This window comes from Desulfoprunum benzoelyticum, from assembly GCF_014201505.1.
Classification (GTDB): domain Bacteria; phylum Desulfobacterota; class Desulfobulbia; order Desulfobulbales; family Desulfocapsaceae; genus Desulfoprunum; species Desulfoprunum benzoelyticum.
The window spans coordinates 174,048-189,751 of the sequence record NZ_JACHEO010000003.1 but is presented as its reverse complement, the minus strand read 5'-3'; the positions used below and the strand labels follow the sequence as shown (position 1 = coordinate 189,751).

The window sequence follows — 15,704 nt, the reverse complement described above, 5'->3', positions numbered from 1 at the left end:
GCGACGGGCTGTACTTCAACTGCCAGGAGGTGACGTTATGATGCGCATCGACAGCATTATCGTACTGTTCTGGATTCTACCTGTGACGCTGCAGATCGTCCTGCCGCTCGGAATGCTCCTCGGATTCGGTTTCAAGCGGATGTTTGCCGGCAAGGTCGGCAGTGAGATTGCCACCGTCGGGAGCGAAGCGAAGCGGCTTCGTCCGCACGGGGTTGCCTGATCTTTCCGAAGTCGGCCTGACCAGGCTGCTGTTGAGATTCCGGATTGAGAGAAAAGGAACGACACGATACGCCATATCAACCTCCTGCTCTCTCAATGGGTGTCAAAAAAGAACCGTGAACGCCGAGGGGGGCGGACACTCCCGATGAGATACTGCGCCTTCTGAGAGAGGCGCCGCGGGGGAGACGGGCTGGCTTGACACTCAGGAGAGGTAAGGGAGGACCGCCGCTCGGTCCTCCCTTATCCTCCGTTCAGCGACCGGGCCTGTGTGCTCCCGGGCCCCGGGTTCAGCTTTGATGGCAGTGCCTGTCGGTTACGATGATGTCCGCAGCCGTATGATCCGCTCTTTCCCGATAATCCCCGCCGTGTGTTTCTCTCGTCGGTCCCCCTGGGCCGGCGACGCCTTTCTCCCTTCCTTCCCGCGCTGATCTCCGCCTCTGGTTCAGGGAGTCTCTCGATTTTTCAACCTTTATGTGATGGCGTCAAAAATCGATTGATTTCCGTGGAGGACTCAGCTAATGTTTTTTTCCTACAATATTGTATCATTTTGATATTTTTTGTAACAATTTTTGGATTCATGTCATGAATATCCCTATATTGCAGATACATATGGTGTGTGCTGTCTTTGGCCACTGTCGCTGCCTGCATCCGCCGGCAGCGCTATAGACGTATATCCATTCACTTCAACGCAAGGATGACGAGCATGAGATTTTCAAAGAGCAATGATGTTCTCGGCACCATGAATCGCGGTGACGCCGCCGAATCGAGCCTGTGCACCCTGTGTCGGGCGGATTGCAAGGGAAAATGTGAAACCTGGTTGTCCAGCATGGTCGGTCGCAAGCTCCTCTATCCGCGGAGTTTCGGCCTGGTGACCGCCGGGGCGAACAATACCACGCACATTGGCGTCAATTATAATTCGCTGCGCATCCAGGGCTATGCCTATGGGGCCCAGGGGATGGCGCCGGGGCTGACGAACAGCCAGGACGACTGCATTTTCCCCAATGTCAGTCTCGAGACCCAGTTCGGCAGGAAGGTCAAGACCAAGGTCCGCATGCCGCTGATGACCGGGGCCCTTGGCTCGACGTTCATCGCCGAAAAATACTGGGACTCCTTCGCCATCGGCGGCGCCCTGGTCGGCATCCCGGTCGTCATCGGCGAAAATGTCGTCGGGGTCGACCGCAAGTCGGAGATCAATCCCGGCCCGGAAAAAAAGGGCAAGATCAAGGCGGCGCCGGAGCTCGACCGCCGCATCGATACCTATATGCGCTACCATGACGGTTATGGGGCGATTATCGTCCAGCTCAACGTCGAAGACGCCCGCAACGGCGTCGCCGAGTACGTCGCCGATAAATACGGCGACAAATGCATTATCGAGCTGAAGTGGGGCCAGGGCACCAAAAACATCGGCGGTGAGATCCAGGTGCGGAGCATCGACTACGCCAGGTTCCTCAAGGACCGCGGCTATGTCGTCGATCCCGATCCCTCCATCCCCGAGGTCCAGAAGGGTTTCGAGCAGGGGGCGATCAAGTCGTTCGCCCGGCACAGCCGCCTCGGCGCCACCCAGCTCAGTTCGGTGGAACAGGTCCGCGAAGATTTCATGAGCACCGTCGAATACCTGCGCGGTCTCGGGTTCAACCGGGTGACCCTGAAGACCGGTTCCTACGGCATGGAAGAACTGGCGATGGCGATCAAGTTCTCCACCGACGCCCAGCTCGACCTGCTGACGATCGACGGTTCCGGCGGCGGTACCGGCATGAGCCCCTGGAACATGATGCAGAGCTGGGGCGTGCCGTCGATCATTCTCCACTCCAAGGCCCATGAATATGCCAATATGCTGGCGGCCAAGGGCAGGCAGGTCGTCGACATGTCCTTTGCCGGCGGCTTCGCCCTCGAGGACCACATCTTCAAGGCCCTGGCCCTGGGGGCGCCCTATACCAAGCTGGTCTGCATGGGCCGGGGGATCATGATCCCCGGTTTTCTGGGCGCCAATATCGAGGGCGCCATCTATCCCGAACGGCGGGATCGGGTCAACGGCAACTGGAACGAACTGCCCAAGACCGTGCTCGAGCAGGGCAAGACCGCCGACGAGATCTTCGCCGGCTACTATGACGTCGAGAAAATTGTCGGCAAGGACGAGATGAAGAACATCCCCTATGGCGCCATCGGCTTCTACACCCTGGCCGACAAGCTCGCCTGCGGCGTCCAGCAGCTGATGGCCGGGTGCAGGAAATTCTCCCTGAACCAGGTCAGCCGCAGCGACATCTTCTCCGGCAACCGGGAAACGGCGCGAGAGACCGGCATCCCGCACGTCTCCGACGTCAACGACGAGTCGGCAAGGAAGATTCTGAACTCCTGAGCCGTCTGCGCCTGTTCCCTTTCCGGGCCGACGGAGGTGTGCGGCCCGCAAGGGGGACGGCGGTCCTCGCCCGCGCGATCTGCCCGACGACCTGGTCCCCGGGCCTTCGCGGCGATCGCGCGGCCTCCATTGAAGCCCCGTCGGGTTTATGGTATCAAATTGACAGGGGCCTCAATTTTCCATTCCCGCCCGACACGATGTTCGCGCCGCCCCCGGGCATTCCGCGGCGCGCCGCCTCGCAGTCCGCAGCTTTCTCCGGTCCGCAGATCAGGCCGGGCCTGCAGCCGCCAGGCCGATTGCGGCTCAGGTGGGACAGTGACGCCAGAATGAACAAAAAGAGATACACCAGGACCGTCGTATATTCCATTATTGTATCATTTCCTGTAGCGGTGGCGGGAATCACGTGAGAGGATACATCCCTATGCGATATCACACCCATGTCTCCACTGGCTGGGACAGCCTGGACCATATCATCGATCACCTGCGCTGGGGGGACAATGTCGTCTGGCAGGTCGACAGCATCGACGACTACCAGCGGCTGGTCCTGCCTTTTGTCAACAGCGCCTTGTCCAGAAACGAACGGGTCGTGTACATCCGCTTCGGCCGGCATATGCCGATCCTGGACGAGCGTCCCAACCTCATGATCTACCGGCTGGAGACCGGAAACAGTTTCGAGTCGTTTTCCCGCGAGGTCCACAGTATCATCACCAGGGAAGGACGGGATGTGCTGTATGTCTTCGACCTCCTCTCCGACCTGCTGCATATCTGGGCCACCGACCTGATGATCGGCGATTTTTTCGTCATCACCTGCCCCTACCTGTTCCAGCTCAACACCATCGCCTATTTCGCCATCCTCAGAAACAGCCACTCGTTCAAGTCGATCGCCAGGATCCGGGAGACGACCCAGGTCCTGATCGACGTCTACAATGCCGACGGCAAGCTCTGTATCCATCCCCTCAAGGTGGAGCGCCGCTATTCGCCGACGATGTTTTTACCCCACATCAAGGAAAAACGCCGGCTGGTGCCGGTCATCAACAGTGTCGAGGCGGCACAGCTTTTCTCCCGCCTTTCCCACTATGATACGACCGGGGCCCATCGCCACCTCGATTACTGGGATCGGTTGTTCATGGAGGCCAGGCGTCTGCTGCAATCCGACGCCGCCGAGGCGGAAAGGAAAGATCTGATCCAGCAGCTGAGCCGGCTGATGCTGACGCGGGACGAGCGACTCCTGGCCCTGATCCGCAGCCATTTCACCCTCGAGGACATGCTGAGCATCAAGGACCGCCTGATCGGCACGGGTTTTATCGGCGGCAAGTCCGTGGGCATGCTGCTGGCCCGCAAGATCCTGATGAAAGACGATCCGGACACCTGGGGGAATACCCTGGAACACCACGATTCCTTTTACATCGGCTCCGATGTCTTTTATTCCTATATCGTCCAGAACGGCTGGTGGCAGACCTTCATGGAGCATAAAACCCGGGAGGGCTACTTTCCCAAGGCCATGGAGCTGAAGGAAAAAATGGAAAACGGGGTGTTCCCCGAAGAGATTGTCGAACGTTTCAAGCTGATGCTGGAGTACTTCGGTCAATCGCCGAGCATCGTCCGTTCCAGCAGCCTGCTCGAGGACGCCTTCGGCAGCGCCTTCGCCGGCAAATACGACAGCTTCTTCTGCGTCAACCAGGAGAGCCCGAAACAGCGCTACGAAAGCTTCGAAAAGGCGGTGCTCCGCATTTTCGCCTGCACCATGAGCGAAGACGCGCTGACCTACCGGTTGCAGCGGGGACTCGATCAGTCGGATGAGCAGATGGCGATCCTCGTCATGCGGGTCTCCGGTTCCTACCGGACGTCCTACTTCTTCCCCGATCTGGCCGGCGTCGGCCTGTCCCGCAACCCCTTCGTCTGGAAAAAGGGGATGGATCCCCAGGAGGGCATGGTCCGCCTCGTCTTCGGGCTCGGGACACGGGCCGTCAACCGTGTTGAACATGACTATCCGCGGATTCTGGCCATCGACGATCCCCTCGCCAAACCGCTTGTCGGCCTCAACGATATCCGCAAGTATTCCCAGCATTATGTCGATCTTCTGAATCTGGAAAACAACCAGATCGAAACCGTCACCCTCGTCGAGGCCCTGGAGAAAGGCACGCCGGAAAAATTCGATCTCATGGGAATCAGGGACACGGAGGCGGTCGATGCCATGCGGGAGATGGGGCGGCCGGTCAAGGACTATCGGATCCTGACGTTCGATCCCTTTCTCTCCGAAACGCCGTTTGTCGACCTGATGCGGAGGATGTTCGCGCGGCTGGAGCAGACCTACGACCACCCGGTGGAGATCGAGTTCACCGTCAACTTCGATCAGAAGGGGGATTTGAAGATCAACCTGCTGCAATGCCGGCCGTTCAAGGCGATGGGATCGGGTCCGAACGACCCCCTGCCGGATCCGCGTGAGATCGGGAGAACGATTCTGCGCGTGGAAGGCAATGCGATCGGCGCCGCGATCTCGAAGGAGGTCACCCGGATCATCTTTGTCGACCCGGAACAGTATGGCGATCTGTCAGTGCAGGAAAAATACGCCGTCGCCCGCCTGATCGGCAAGCTCAACAAGGCCATTGCCGCCGGCAATGGCGGTTCCGTCCTGCTGATGGGGCCGGGGCGATGGGGAACCTGCACCCCGGCGATGGGCGTTCCCGTGACGTTCTCCGAGATCAACCACGTCACGGTCATTGCCGAGATCAGCCACAGCACCGGCAGCCTGGTGCCGGACCTGTCCTTCGGGACCCATTTTTTTCATGACCTGGTGGAGACCGGGATTGTCTATCTCGCCGTGTATCCCGAAGATCCTGAAGTGGAATGCGATCTTGACTGGATCAGATCCCGTCCCAACATGCTCAGCGCCCTGGTGCCGGAAGGCGAGCGCTTCGCGCATGTGGTCCGGGTAGCGGAGACGAAAGACGAGCGGCTGAGAATCCAGTCCGATGTCGAGCATCGGAAAGTGCTCTGTTACCTGGCGCTCGATGACGAAAGAAAGGAAATTGCCTGAACGTAGACGGGCCGTCCTGCGTGCAGTCCGGCCCGTTGCGCTTGGGCGGTGATCAGACGACGCCGTACGCCACCATGGTCTTGGCGACCTTGACGAATCCGGCGATGTTGGCCCCGGTGACGTAGTCACCTTTCTTGCCGTAGGCTTCAGCCGCATCCAGGCAGGATTTATGGATGCCCTTCATGATGTTCAGCAGCTTGCCGTCGACCTCATCGCGGGACCACGACAGTTTGGAGCTGTTCTGGCTCATTTCCAGACCGGAGGTGGCGACACCGCCGGCATTGGAGGCCTTGCCGGGGCCGTAGAGCAGGTTGTTGGCCTGGAAGACCCTGATCGCCTCCGGCGAAGAGGGCATGTTGGCGCCTTCGGCAACGCAGATACAGCCGTTGTTCACCAGCCCCTGGGCGTGACCTTCGTCGATTTCGTTCTGGGTGGCGCAGGGAAGGGCGACGTCGACCTTGATCCCCTCTTTCCTGATGACATCCCAGACGTTATCGCCTTCGAAGCAGGCGGCCTTGTAGGTGTCGGCGTACTCGGAGATACGGCCGCGACGGATGTTTTTCAGCTCCATGATGTAGCGGCATTTTTCGGGATCGATGCCCTGCTCGTCGATGATCGTCGAGGTCGAATCGCAGACGGAGATCACGGTGCCGCCCATCTGGTTGACCTTTTCGATCGCGAACTGGGCGACGTTGCCGGCGCCGCTGATGGCGACCCGTTTGCCCTTGAGGTCGATGCCGCGGGTGGCCAGCATTTCGGTGGCGAAGTAGACGGTGCCGTAACCGGTGGCTTCGGGACGAATCAGACTGCCGCCGTATTCAATGCCCTTGCCGGTGAGGACGCCGGTGTGATCGTTTCTGATCTTCTTGTAGTACCCGTACAGATAGCCGATTTCCCGGCCGCCGACGCCGATGTCCCCGGCCGGGACGTCGGTTTCGGGACCGATGTGGCGGAACAGCTCGCGCATGAATGACTGGCAGAAACGCATGACCTCGCCGTCGGATTTGCCTTTGGGATCGAAATCCGACCCGCCTTTGCCGCCGCCCATGGCCAGAGTGGTCAGGGAATTCTTCAGAATCTGTTCGAAGCCGAGGAACTTGATGATGCTCAGATTGACGGAGGGATGGAAGCGGAGCCCCCCCTTGAAGGGGCCGATGGCGTTATTGAACTGGACCCTGAAGCCGCGATTGACCTGGACCTCGTTCCTGTCGTCAACCCACGGGACCCGGAAGATAACGGTTCTTTCCGGCTCGACGAGCCGCTCGTAGATCTTCATCTTGACAAATTCAGGATGACGATCGACGGTAGGCTCGAGGGTCTCCATGACCTCCTCCACCGCCTGGTGAAACTCTTTCTGGTCAGGATCCATCTGCCTGACTCTTGCAACAACGTCGTTGGTAACGGACATTCTTCGTTCTCCTTGGTTGTGAATGATAGACGGTCGATTGTCTTCCAAATGGCATGGTTCGTGATAGTGATCCTCACGGAGTGATATTTGATATCACATAGCTCCGGGCGGGGGAATAAAAAAATGGCCTTTCGCCCCGGAGATCGGAAATTTTTCCTGACCAATTTTTCCTGTCAGCTCGGAATCGGGGGGCGGGCCCCGGCGGGCAGGACACCGGGCGGGCGACAAAAGACATGAGAAAGAGGCCGATGTTGGGTATCATACAGATGCGATAAGAAGATCGGATATCTTATGACAATCGGATTCCCGGACGGAGAGGGGGTGGAGATGAAAAAAGCGATCAGTGAGATCGTCGTGGAGGAGGGGGCGCGGATCCGCAAGGATACCGGGGATATCGCGGCCCTGGAGAAATCGATCGCCAACGTCGGCCTGCTCAACCCGGTCGTCATCGACGAGAACAATCGCCTGGTGGCCGGCTATCGGCGGCTGGCGGCCTGCTGCAACCTGGGCTGGGAGGAGATCGAGGTGACGGTCGTCTCCTTCGGCGGCGATGTCCTGAAGCGGCTCGACGCCGAGGCCGACGAGAATCTGTTCCGCAAGGATTTCACCCCGGCGGAGATCATCGCCATCGAAAAACGGCGGGAGGAAATCCACCGCCTGCGGCGGGGGACACCACTGCAGCGGTTCTGGCGCTGGCTGAAGGGGGTGTTTGCCGGAACCCCGGCGCAATGATGGGCGAGCGTGACGCGCCGCGCTCCGCGGCGTCATTGCCTGCCGTCGGTTGAAGGTTGACGGGCCCGAAAACAGTGACAACTGTAAAGAGGAGTTTGCCATTGTCAGGCGGCACTGCGGGGCAGTGGAGGCCTCGGCGGCAGCGGTTGCAAGTGAATCTCAACGAAGGGGTGAACCATGGAATTGAGGGAAGAGTTCGACAAACTGATGGACAAGCTGAGAATGGAACGGGATCAGATCAATCTCAAGATGCACCTGGCCTCGATGGAGATGAAGGAGGAATTCGCGGAGGCGGAGAAAAAATGGGCCCAGGTCAAGACCAAGGCCGCCGAGATCGCCGATGATGCCGCCGAGACCTCGGAGGAGTACATCGCCAAGGCGAAGGTCGTCGGCGAGGAACTGAAGGACACCTACCACCGCATCACCAAGCGGCTGTCGGATTGATGACGGCTCCTGCCTGACAGAGCGTAGCGTCCGGCACAGAGGTGCCGGACGCGATCATTTCCCTCCCGGCGACGGCCGGAGCGCGTCAATCATCCTCCGAAACGGCAAACGACCGTTTGGCGAAATAGCTGCGGGCCTGCTGGAACTGGCGCCGGACATACTGGACCTTGAGCTTGTTTTTCAAGAGCTTACCGCTGGTGCTGGTGGGCAGGTTCTCCACCCATAAAATTTTTCGCGGCACCTTGTAGCGTGCAAGTACCCTGGAGCAGAAGGCCTTGAGCTCCTCCTCGCTGACCTGCGCCCCTGGTTTCTTGACCACGAAGGCCGTGACCGCCTCGCCCCATTTCTGATCCTGAATGCCGATGACGGCAACCTCGGCGACCGCCGGGTGCTGGTACAGGGCATTCTCGATCTCGGCCGGAAAGACATTTTCGCCACCGGTGATGATCATTTCCGTTTTTCTGCCGTTGATCTGGATGTAGCCGTACGCGTCGACCGTGCCCAGGTCGCCCGAATAGTACCAGCCATTCCTGAAGACCTCCCGTGTTTCCGCCTCCCTGTTCCAGTACCCGCGCGTCATCCCCGTCCCGCGGATGCGGATCTCGCCGATGGCGTCCGGGCGCACGGGTTGGTCTTGCTCGTCGACGACCTCGGTTTCCATGTCGCAATAGGTTTTGCCGCAGGAGCCGAGAATTTCGGTCCTTCCTTCGGCCAGCGCCTGAGCGACCTCCTCGGTTCTCAAAATGGTCGCCGAGCCCATCGTTTCGGTCGTCCCGAAAGCGTGGATGAAGATATTGCCGAATTGGTCGATGGCCTTCCTGAAGACCACGGCGGAGACGGGCGCGCCGGCAAACATCAGCTTCCTGAGGCTGCTGAGGTCGTATTCGCCGCTGTTGGGATGGTCGACGAAAAACCGCAGCATGGGGGTGGCCAGCAGGCCCATCGTCACCCTGTGTTTTTCGACAAGCGCCATGAATTCTTCCGTATCCCAGCGCGGCATAATGACCGAGGCGGTGCCGCTGTAGATGCCGCACAGCAGAATCACTACGCCGGAGACATGAAACATCGCGACGGGGACGATGCCGACATCACCCTCCTGCATCTGCAGCTCATGCGCCATGCTCCTGCCGACATGATAGAAATTGCGATGCGTGGCCATGCAGCCCTTCGGCTCGCCCGTCGTGCCGCTCGTATACATCAGCGCCGCCAGGTCGTCGGCGTTGATCTGCACCTCGGGTTCATCGGCAGTGGCGTTCGCAATCAGGGTCTCATAATGCAGCCAGTCTTCAGGTATCCCGGTCTTGTCGCCTATGTAAACGATATGTTTCACAAAAGTGAGGGCGTCGCGGATTTGCTTCAGATGGCCGACGTATTGTTCGGTCACTATCAGGATCTTGGTCTGGGAATCGCGGAGGATTTCCAGGATGTTGCCGGGGGCGAGCCTGAAGTTGACCATGACCAGGACCAGCCCGGCATTGGGAATGCTGAAGTACGATTCGGCGCTTTCCAGGCTGTTGCGGCTCAGGACCGCTACCCGATCGCCCTTGACGAGGCCCAGGTTCAGCAAGGCGTTGCCGATTCTGTTGGTCCGGTCCGTCAATTCCCGGAAGGTCAGCCGCCTGCCGCCTGCGATGATGGCCGGTCTGTCTCCGCCGGACCGAAGGTTGCGCGCCAGCATGGTTCTGATAGTTTCTATCTCTTTCATCTAACCTCTTAGCCAGGATGAAGTATTCGAAGTAACGCAATGAAAAATCGAAAAAAGCTGTGATTCGGTCGCAGTCCCGCATCCCGGGTCGGGGAGGCGGACGGAAGGGCGATGTGTTCCCGGTCGAGAATCGATCGTATTGTAGCTGCGGCCGGATTGTAGCTTTCAGGTCGAGCGGCGTCAACAGCTTTCAGCGGCGTCCGTCATCCCCCAGGACGACAGTTCCGGAGGCTCGGGCGCCAATTTCATCGTCAAATGGCAGGCCGCGGCCCCCGCCAACCCGCCGATCGTCGAGACCGTCATGATCGGCACCCAGTCGCAGTTCGGCATCTCCTTCACCTCGAGGGATCAGATGCTGCAGAACTGAGGTCCCAGCCGCGGGCCCAGGCCGTCGAAACCCTTGCCCGGCAGGGTCATCACCGTCATCATCGTTTCGGGAATCAGCTTGCTGACCTATATCCTGGGTCAGACAGCCAAGGTCATTATCGAAGGGGAACTGTACAAGCTCCTGGGGAGGCGAAAATTGGGCAAGCACCTTGCTGAACTGGCCGGACACGACATCGTATGCGGCTTCGGCCGAATCGGGAGGGGCGTCGGCGACGCGACCGCCGATGATATCCTGCTGCAGGCCGGTCTGATGGACGCCAAGGGGCTGGCGACCGGCGGTGTCCAGCGACGACGACAACGTCTTCATCACGCTGACGGCCAAGGGGCTCAGACCCGATATCTTCGTGCTGTCGCGGGCCGCCGACCTGCAGAACGAGTCGAAACTGTTGCGGGCCGGGGCCTCGCGGATGGTGTGCCCCTGCAACATGCAGCGGATGCGCCGGGTCCTGGCCTGGCACGGCGCGGGGGCGGAGGGGCCGGCAGCGAGGGCCGGAACAGTCCGCTCAGCCCTTACCCGTTCTGCTTCTGCTTTGCCTGGGTATCAAATCCGATGCAATCTTTATAATCTTCTGGATCCATCAGCTGGGGCGTATAAATCTTGCCGGTGTTCTTCTCCCAGTTGTAGACGTACCCGCGCAGGTGGTTGTAGGAGCCCTCGTAGAGGTTGGTGTACACTTCGTTGATGTGATCGACATCCGTTTCACCGACCGCCTTCCAGATATCGAGGATGTCGTATTCCTCGATGAAGGCGCCCACGGCAAGGGCCTCGTCTTCCGAGGCTATGCCGCGTTCGGTCAGCGTGGTGAACAGACCGCCGATATAGGAGTTGGTGAACGATCCGACACCATCATCAGGGACCGGATCCTCGATGTCGAAATAATTCAGCAGCTTGAGCATGGCATCCATGTGCCTCTGCTCGCTTTCGATAATCAGGCTGAAAATCGGATTGCCCCATTTTTCGGCCATGACGATATACACGTCGCGCGCCAGCTTTTCCTCCTCCCGGATAAATTCCAGATGATGGATTTCCGTGGCGTCCAGGGGTTCCCCCGTCAGGATTTTTGTTTCGGCCGAAGCCAGGAAGGCCGCGGCTGCCTGCGATGCCCTGGAGGCAAGCAATCCCCCGGCAAGTGTTACGGAGGCGGCCTTCAGAAAAGCCCGTCTGTTTCTGTTCAAGGAACGCATCTTTTTTCTCCTTCCAGATTGTAGGTGAGGTGATATTCTTCGCCTGGGCGTCGTGCCCCTGCGCATCCCCCGGACGGGTCTTCATCGTCCGGCTGTCAAGGTCAGGGCTGAATCACGGCGTGGGGGCGGCCGCCTGGAGCGGCTGCTGGATGACTTGAAGAGCGGATCCTGAGGGGTGACGGCGGGTTGTCTCCCTGCCGTTCACCCGTAAATTTCTCGGGCGCTGGACCGCAGGGGCCATGTAGCGAGGGCAGGAAGTAAAATTATTGGTCAGGCAATAGGTGGTGATGTCGTGCGCGAGGGGGATGAACACCCCCTCACGCCTCATATTGCAGCGGAACGAGCTCCGGTTCCAGTACCGACAGCTGCTGCCGCACCCGACGGTATCGGTCTTCTGTTTGCTGGAAACGGTTGTCGTCGACATTGAGGTCCCCTAAGTGGATATGCCGGGGCGGAGACTGGCGGCCGCCGGGCAGTTGTTTCTACCTTTGACCGCCCGCTCCATTGCCGCTGGAGCCGGAACCGCCGCTGGAGCCGGAGCTGCCGCTGGAGCCGCTTGAGCCGCTGGAATTGCCGGAGCTGCCGGAGCTGCCGCTTGAGCCGCTGCTGCCGGAACTGCCGCTGGAGCCGCTGGAATTGCCGCTGGAGCCGCTGGAATTGCCGCTGGAGCCGGAACTGCCGCTGGAGCCGCTGGAGCCGCTGGAATTGCCGCTGGAGCCGGAACCGGTGTTGGCCGAACCGATAGCGCTACCGGATCCCCGCTGGGTGTCGCTCCCCTTGCCGCTGGAGTCGGCATGGCTGCCGGCGATCGCCGCCGCTGACTGCTTGCCGCCATCGCTTGCCAGCTGATCGCCCAGAGCTCTCATATCACTGGAAGTATAATCATCGCTCAGCGCCTGGTTGACGATGTCGGCAACCTCCGGAGAGTTGATCCCCAGCCTGGCCATGGTGCGTACGGCCCCCATGGTCTGCACCACCAGCGCCTCGTCCTCGGCTTGATTCGTCCTGGTCCGGGTCTGGGTCCGGGTCTGCAACCGGGTCCGGGTCTGCAACCGGGTCTTGACCGTCTCGATATCCTCCGGCTGCATCCCCGCCGCCAGGCTGTCGGCCACGGCCAGGCTGGCCGCGTCGACATTCTTTTTCTCAGTCACCAGGGATTTCGCCAGGCGGTTGGCATACTCGTGGCGCTGCTGCACCCTTTCCATCGCCGCGATGATCTGCGGTTCCGGGACCTGCTTGGCCATGCCTTCCATCGCCTTGCTCATCACCGGCTCGGTGGGTAGTCCGGCTTTTGCGGCCGCCATCACCAGCTGCTGGGCCTGGACCATGGTCCGCTTCTCGAAACGGTTCTGGACCATCAGGGTCAACATCTGCCGCGCCGGCTCTTCGGCGATGCCCAGACCGCTCATGGTCCTGGTCTGCAACTCCACATATTCCCTGGCCTGGAGGGGAATCCCCTCCCATTCTTCACCGAAGGCGGCCGACGCCCAGCAGCACAGAACCACCATCATGCATACGATTTTTTTCATAATCTCCTCTCTGCGATCAAATATAGATTTTCTTCTCACCGGGATATTGCGGTGAACGTTGTGTTGCCTGTACAACGGCCTGGGAAAGGAAAGGTTACAATCACGGGTAAAAAATTGTGGTGGGCTGCGCCGGCAGCCGGCGGGATCATGCCGCCGACAGTCGGCGGCAGTGTTTCAGATCCGGACCTCGACGCTGAGGATCGAGTTCTCGCCGCCGAAGTCGTCGCGCTCGACGGCCGGGAGGGTGGGATCGGCCATCCGCTTGTCGCCGTCGAGGATGTAGGCGAAACGGTGCTCGCCGGCGGGCACCGGCAGCCGCAGTTCCCAGTAGCCGCTGGCGCCGAGGCGCTGCATGGCGACGCGCTCCCAGCCGGTGAACGATCCGGTCAGCTCCACTCGCTCGGCGGCGGGCTCGAACAGGACGAAGCGGTTGCTGCTCGGCGACGGCGGCGGATTGAAGGAGATCGTGTTGACCATCAGCACGGCGGCGGCAAAGCCGGCGGCGGCGAAGCCGAAGGGTCTGATCAGGTTGGCCAGGACGTGGCGCAGCGGCGGCCGCCACTGCTGTGCGACCGCCGGCTGCGGCGCCATGGCCGGCAGCTGCCGCAGCCGCTGTTCCTGGTCCAGCAGGTCGACGGTCAGGGCATAGAACTCGTCGTCATGATGGACCATCTCGACGAACTGCCGCTTTTCTCCCAGATCCATCTCGTTGTCGATGTACATGCTGGCCAGATAATCCATTGTCATTCTCCCTGGGCAAGAATTGCCTTCAGCCTGAGCCGCGCCCGGTGCACCTTGACCTTGACGTTGGCCTCGCTGATATCGAGCATGCCGCCGATCTCCTTGTAGGAAAAGGTCCCGGTCGCCAGCAGGGAGATCAGCTGCCGGTCGATGTCGTCGAGTTGGCGGACGGCGGCGAGCACCGTGTCGAACTCCTGCCGCTCGATCAATCTGCCTTCCGGGTCGCGGTCGCGACCGACCGCCTCCCGCTCCCCCGCCTGGCTCTCCCGCCGTTTGCGGAAGGTGTCGAGGGCGGCATTGCGGGCGATGGTATAGAGCAGGGCAAGATTGCCGCTGTCGCGGCCGTAGCGCGAGAGGTAGCGGGCGAAGCTTTCCTGGACCAGATCGCGGGCCAGATCGTAGTCCCCGGTCAGGTGGAGCAGGAAGGCGAGGATCCGCTCCCGGTTGTCGCGGTAAAAACGGTCGCACGCTTCCATGGCGTCAGCGACCCCGTGCAACCAGGCGCCGCTCGATGCAAAGGGGGATGTTTCTACCTGCCGCCGCCATGACCGCCGCCCCCGTTGCCACCGCCGGCATTGCCGCCGCCGGAATTTCCGGAACCGGAATTTCCGGAACCGCCGCTGCCGCCGGCATTGCCGCCGCCGGAGTTGCCGCTACCGGCATTACCGCCGCCGGCCCCCGCTCCAGCCGTCGGGCCGGGGCCGTCACCCCGGCCGATCGAGGCGGCATGGCGGGCGGCGATTGCCCGGGGCGCTTCCGCCACGGCCCGGTTGGCGAATCGCTGCCGCAGTTGTTCCATCTCCCGGTAGGTGTACTGCTGCTGCAGCGCCCGGCCGACGATGTCGGCAACCTCCGGCGACCGCACTCCCCGCCTGCTCATGGTGGCCACGGTCAGCATGGTCTGCACCGCCAGGGCCTCGTCCTCGGCCCGGTTCTGCGTGCGCTGCCGGGCCTGGCTCCGGACCTGCAGCCGGTCCCGCACCGCCTCCAGATCCGCCGGCCGCATCCCCGTCGCCAGGCAGTCGACAATGGCCGTCCGCATGGTTTCGGTCCGGCGGGGCTCGGTCGCCAGGGATTTCGCCATCCGGTCGGCATAATCGTAACGGTTGCGCACCGTCGCCATCGCCGTGACGACCTCCTGCTCCCGCGCCTGGCGGGCCATGCCGGTCATGGCTTCATTCATCATCGCTTCGGTGGGCAGACCGGCCCGGGCGGCATCCAGCACCATCTGCCGGGCCCGCGCCATATTCTGCTCGCTGAAGCGGTTGCGGTGCATAGTGATCAGCATCTGCCGCGCCGGCGTCTCCGGGATGCCCAGTTCGCTCATCTCCCTGCTCTGCAACTGCACCCGTTCCCGCTCCTGCAGGGTCAGGCCCTCCCACTCGTCGGCAAAGGCAGGGGGCACGGCCAACACGCCGCACAGTACCACGAGCAGATAGAGCAACTTGTTCATAGCGCCCTCCATGGGGTCGTCCTGATTGGTGTTTGCAATGATATAACGGAACAGGGAGGAAAAGGTTACAGCCCCGGGTCGAAAACGCAGTTGTCGGCGCCGAAATCGTCCTTCTCCCGCAGCCGGCAGGGCGGGACATAGACCGCGCCGTCGACCAGATAGAAATAGCGGAACGGGCCGTCGGCGGGCAGCGACACCGCCCACCGGCCATGCTCCCGGCGGGCCGGGTGGGGCACGAAGCCGTCGCGGCTGCAGGCCAGGGACACCTGCCTGCCGGCCGGGACATCGAGGTACAGGGTGACGACGCCGTTGTGCAGGCCGTGGGAGTGGGTCGAGCAGCCGGCCAGCAACAGCAGACCGCCGAGGAGCGGTAGCAGGAACTTCACAGGTGGATCTCCAGGTTGAGGAGCGAATCTACCCCGTCAACAACAAGCCGGTCGCCGGCAGGGCGAGAGATTCGGTGCTGCGACCGGAGCCGGGGAGAGCGTTGCAAACTTGCCGGGGGAGG

15 protein-coding genes and 1 pseudogene are annotated in these 15,704 nt (G+C 61.1%); 7 read left to right on the top strand and 9 right to left on the bottom strand.

The window, feature by feature from the left end:
* Positions 1-37: 37 nt before the first annotated feature.
* The 3 genes from HNQ81_RS05025 to HNQ81_RS05015 all read left to right on the top strand — a co-directional run bounded on the left by HNQ81_RS05025 (position 38) and on the right by HNQ81_RS05015 (position 5,612).
* On the top strand, positions 38-220 hold the full coding sequence (locus tag HNQ81_RS05025) for a hypothetical protein (protein ID WP_183348948.1): 183 nt from the start codon (positions 38-40) through the stop codon (positions 218-220).
* A 702-nt stretch (positions 221-922) separates the two neighbouring features.
* Positions 923-2,575 carry a glutamate synthase-related protein gene (locus tag HNQ81_RS05020; RefSeq protein ID WP_183348946.1) on the top strand — a complete coding sequence of 551 codons (1,653 nt, stop codon included), beginning with the start codon at positions 923-925 and terminating at the stop codon, positions 2,573-2,575.
* A gap of 421 nt (positions 2,576-2,996) precedes the next feature.
* Positions 2,997-5,612, top strand: coding sequence for a PEP/pyruvate-binding domain-containing protein (locus HNQ81_RS05015; RefSeq protein WP_183348944.1), 2,616 nt, complete (start codon positions 2,997-2,999; stop codon positions 5,610-5,612).
* A gap of 52 nt (positions 5,613-5,664) precedes the next feature.
* Here the strand turns inward: HNQ81_RS05015 and gdhA are convergent, their stop codons facing one another.
* Positions 5,665-7,020 carry an NADP-specific glutamate dehydrogenase gene (gene gdhA / locus HNQ81_RS05010; RefSeq protein ID WP_183348942.1) on the bottom strand — a complete coding sequence of 452 codons (1,356 nt, stop codon included), beginning with the start codon at positions 7,018-7,020 and terminating at the stop codon, positions 5,665-5,667.
* A gap of 291 nt (positions 7,021-7,311) precedes the next feature.
* Between gdhA and HNQ81_RS05005 the strand changes: the two genes are divergently transcribed.
* Positions 7,312-7,752: a ParB N-terminal domain-containing protein gene (locus tag HNQ81_RS05005; protein WP_183348940.1), complete on the top strand. Its 441-nt coding sequence runs from the start codon at positions 7,312-7,314 to the stop codon at positions 7,750-7,752.
* Between the two features lie 177 nt (positions 7,753-7,929).
* Positions 7,930-8,196 carry a hypothetical protein gene (locus tag HNQ81_RS05000; RefSeq protein WP_183348938.1) on the top strand — a complete coding sequence of 89 codons (267 nt, stop codon included), beginning with the start codon at positions 7,930-7,932 and terminating at the stop codon, positions 8,194-8,196.
* An 85-nt stretch (positions 8,197-8,281) separates the two neighbouring features.
* Here the strand turns inward: HNQ81_RS05000 and HNQ81_RS04995 are convergent, their stop codons facing one another.
* Positions 8,282-9,901, bottom strand: a complete 1,620-nt coding sequence (locus HNQ81_RS04995) for a class I adenylate-forming enzyme family protein (RefSeq protein ID WP_183348936.1) — start codon at positions 9,899-9,901, stop codon at positions 8,282-8,284.
* Between the two features lie 145 nt (positions 9,902-10,046).
* On the opposite strand from HNQ81_RS04995, the gene HNQ81_RS04990 reads away from it, so the two are divergent.
* Positions 10,047-10,268 (top strand): DUF3124 domain-containing protein, encoded by a 222-nt coding sequence (locus HNQ81_RS04990; protein WP_183349066.1) that lies wholly within the window; start codon positions 10,047-10,049, stop codon positions 10,266-10,268.
* A gap of 298 nt (positions 10,269-10,566) precedes the next feature.
* Positions 10,567-10,647, top strand: a pseudogene (locus tag HNQ81_RS18070) (hypothetical protein); the annotation flags it as partial.
* 151 nt (positions 10,648-10,798) lie between these two features.
* On the opposite strand, the gene HNQ81_RS04985 reads toward HNQ81_RS18070, so the two are convergent.
* The 7 genes from HNQ81_RS04985 to HNQ81_RS04955 form a co-directional block, all read right to left on the bottom strand.
* Positions 10,799-11,473, bottom strand: a complete 675-nt coding sequence (locus HNQ81_RS04985) for a DUF2202 domain-containing protein (RefSeq protein ID WP_183348934.1) — start codon at positions 11,471-11,473, stop codon at positions 10,799-10,801.
* A gap of 112 nt (positions 11,474-11,585) precedes the next feature.
* Entirely contained in the window at positions 11,586-11,897 is a 312-nt protein-coding gene (locus tag HNQ81_RS04980) for a hypothetical protein (RefSeq protein WP_183348932.1), read from the bottom strand.
* Positions 11,898-11,955: 58 nt separating this feature from the next.
* On the bottom strand, positions 11,956-13,002 hold the full coding sequence (locus HNQ81_RS04975; RefSeq protein WP_183348930.1) for a hypothetical protein: 1,047 nt from the start codon (positions 13,000-13,002) through the stop codon (positions 11,956-11,958).
* 174 nt (positions 13,003-13,176) lie between these two features.
* Positions 13,177-13,743: a glycogen-binding domain-containing protein gene (locus tag HNQ81_RS04970; protein ID WP_183348928.1), complete on the bottom strand. Its 567-nt coding sequence runs from the start codon at positions 13,741-13,743 to the stop codon at positions 13,177-13,179.
* A 2-nt stretch (positions 13,744-13,745) separates the two neighbouring features.
* Positions 13,746-14,219: an RNA polymerase sigma factor gene (locus HNQ81_RS04965; RefSeq protein WP_183348926.1), complete on the bottom strand. Its 474-nt coding sequence runs from the start codon at positions 14,217-14,219 to the stop codon at positions 13,746-13,748.
* A gap of 53 nt (positions 14,220-14,272) precedes the next feature.
* Positions 14,273-15,196 (bottom strand): hypothetical protein, encoded by a 924-nt coding sequence (locus HNQ81_RS04960; RefSeq protein WP_183348924.1) that lies wholly within the window; start codon positions 15,194-15,196, stop codon positions 14,273-14,275.
* Between the two features lie 65 nt (positions 15,197-15,261).
* Complete coding sequence (locus tag HNQ81_RS04955; protein WP_183348922.1) at positions 15,262-15,582, bottom strand: early set domain-containing protein; 321 nt, start codon at positions 15,580-15,582, stop codon at positions 15,262-15,264.
* Positions 15,583-15,704: the final 122 nt, after the last annotated feature.

What these genes read in the sequence shown, in the direction of transcription:
- HNQ81_RS05025 (WP_183348948.1), top strand. Translation starts at nt 38, where the DNA reads ATGATGCGCATCGACAGCATTATCGTACTGTTCTGGATTCTACCTGTG.
- HNQ81_RS05020 (WP_183348946.1), top strand. Translation starts at nt 923, where the DNA reads ATGAGATTTTCAAAGAGCAATGATGTTCTCGGCACCATGAATCGCGGT.
- HNQ81_RS05015 (WP_183348944.1), top strand. Translation starts at nt 2,997, where the DNA reads ATGCGATATCACACCCATGTCTCCACTGGCTGGGACAGCCTGGACCAT.
- gdhA (WP_183348942.1), bottom strand. Translation starts at nt 7,020, where the DNA reads ATGTCCGTTACCAACGACGTTGTTGCAAGAGTCAGGCAGATGGATCCT.
- HNQ81_RS05005 (WP_183348940.1), top strand. Translation starts at nt 7,312, where the DNA reads ATGACAATCGGATTCCCGGACGGAGAGGGGGTGGAGATGAAAAAAGCG.
- HNQ81_RS05000 (WP_183348938.1), top strand. Translation starts at nt 7,930, where the DNA reads ATGGAATTGAGGGAAGAGTTCGACAAACTGATGGACAAGCTGAGAATG.
- HNQ81_RS04995 (WP_183348936.1), bottom strand. Translation starts at nt 9,901, where the DNA reads ATGAAAGAGATAGAAACTATCAGAACCATGCTGGCGCGCAACCTTCGG.
- HNQ81_RS04985 (WP_183348934.1), bottom strand. Translation starts at nt 11,473, where the DNA reads ATGCGTTCCTTGAACAGAAACAGACGGGCTTTTCTGAAGGCCGCCTCC.
- HNQ81_RS04980 (WP_183348932.1), bottom strand. Translation starts at nt 11,897, where the DNA reads ATGTCGACGACAACCGTTTCCAGCAAACAGAAGACCGATACCGTCGGG.
- HNQ81_RS04975 (WP_183348930.1), bottom strand. Translation starts at nt 13,002, where the DNA reads ATGAAAAAAATCGTATGCATGATGGTGGTTCTGTGCTGCTGGGCGTCG.
- HNQ81_RS04970 (WP_183348928.1), bottom strand. Translation starts at nt 13,743, where the DNA reads ATGGATTATCTGGCCAGCATGTACATCGACAACGAGATGGATCTGGGA.
- HNQ81_RS04965 (WP_183348926.1), bottom strand. Translation starts at nt 14,219, where the DNA reads ATGGAAGCGTGCGACCGTTTTTACCGCGACAACCGGGAGCGGATCCTC.
- HNQ81_RS04960 (WP_183348924.1), bottom strand. Translation starts at nt 15,196, where the DNA reads ATGAACAAGTTGCTCTATCTGCTCGTGGTACTGTGCGGCGTGTTGGCC.